1 protein-coding gene is annotated in these 1811 nt (G+C 71.3%); it reads right to left on the bottom strand.

Annotated elements, in window-relative coordinates:
* Nucleotides 1-1811: condensation domain-containing protein (locus LN042_RS36690; RefSeq protein WP_230055805.1), on the bottom strand; the 1811-nt coding region annotated here is incomplete at both ends.

The raw sequence follows: 1811 nt of genomic DNA, 5'->3' as shown, positions 1-1811 counted from the left end.
GGCGGCCCCGCGGACCCGCTCCAGCACCTCGGTGAACGTCGGGTCGCCGGACAGGTCGGTGCGCACCACCAGGGTGTTGACGAAGAACCCGACCAGGTCGTTGAGCGCCTCGTCGGTGCGCCCGGCGACCGGCGACCCGATCGGGATGTCCGTGCCCGCGCCGATCCGGCTCAGGGTGACCGCCAACGCCGCCTGCAGCACCATGAACAGGGTCGCGCCCTGCTCCCGAGCCAGCGCCGCCAGCCGCTGATGGGTCTCGGCGGAGACGGCCAGCTCCACACTCTCGCCGCGGTGCGAAGCGACCGCCGGGCGCCGGCGGTCCACCGGCAGCTCCAACTCCTCCGGCACCCCGGCCAACGCCTCACGCCAGTACGCCACCTGCCCCGACAGCACACTGTCCGGATCGTCCTCGCTCCCGAGCACCTCCCGCTGCCACAACGCATAGTCCGCGTACTGCACCGGCAGCGGCTCCCACTCCGGTGCCCGACCCGCGGCCCGCGCCGCATACGCCACCGACAGATCCCGCGCCAACGGCCCCGTCGACCAGCCGTCGGCCGCCACGTGGTGCACCAACACCACCAGCACATGGTCCGCCTCGCCGAGCGCCAGCAGCGTCGCCCGCAGCGGAATCTCCGAGGTCAGGTCGAACGCATACCCGGCCGCCTCCGCCACCGCCCCTTCCAGCTCCTCCGGTGCCACCTTGACCACCGACACCTCGAAGCCGCACTCCTCCAGCGACAGCACCCGCTGGTACGGCTCACCGTCCGCCACCGGCAGCACCGTGCGCAGCACCTCGTGACGCCCGACCACATCCCGCAACGCCTCATCGATGGCCCCGCGGTCCAAGTCCCCGGTCAGCCGCAGTGCCATCGGAATGTTGTAGGTCGTGCTCGGACCCTCCAACTGCCCCAGGAACCACAGGCGGCGCTGAGCGAACGACAGCGGCATCCGCTCCGGACGCGCCATCGGCACCAACGGCGCCCGGCCCTCGCCGGCCTCACCCAGCCAGGCCGCGACCGCGGCAGGAGTCGGACGCTCGAACAGCATCCGCAGCGGCAACTCCACACCCAGCACCGCACGCACCCGGCTCACCAACCGCGTCGCCAGCAGCGAGTGGCCACCCAGCTCGAAGAAGTCGTCCTCCACCCCGACCTGCTCCAGGCCGAGGACCTCGGCGAACGCCTGGCACAGCAACTCCTCCTGCGCCGTCGCCGGACCCCGCCCCGCACCGACCAGGCCCGTGTAGTCCGGGGCGGGCAGGGCCTTGCGGTCGACCTTGCCGTTCACGGTCAGCGGCAGCGCCTCCATGACCACCACCGCGGAAGGAACCATGTGCTCCGGCAACCGCTCACCCAGGTAACCGCGCACCGCCTCGGCGATCCCCGCCGACTCGTCCTCGTCGGGAACCACGTACGCGACCAGGCGCTTGTCACCCGCAGTGTCCTCGCGCGCCATCACCGCCGCCTGCGCCACCTGCGGATGCCCGGCCACCACGGCCTGCACCTCACCGAGTTCGATCCGGAAACCACGGATCTTCACCTGCTCGTCCGCACGACCCAGGTACTCCAGCCGGCCATCCGCCGTCCAGCGCACCACATCACCCGAGCGGTACATCCGCCCGCCACCCTGCTCGAACGGCGACGCCACAAACCGCTCCGCCGTCAACCCCGCACGACCCAGATACCCACGGGCCAACTGCGCACCCGCGATATACAACTCACCCGACACACCCACCGGAACCGGCTGCAAACCGCCATCCAGCACGAACAGACGCGTGTTCGCGATCGGACGACCGATCGGAACCGCGTCCG

It is taken from the genome of Kitasatospora humi (genome assembly GCF_020907985.1).
Taxonomy (GTDB): Bacteria; Actinomycetota; Actinomycetes; order Streptomycetales; family Streptomycetaceae; genus Kitasatospora; species Kitasatospora humi.
This window is presented reverse-complemented; position numbering and strand designations above follow the sequence as displayed.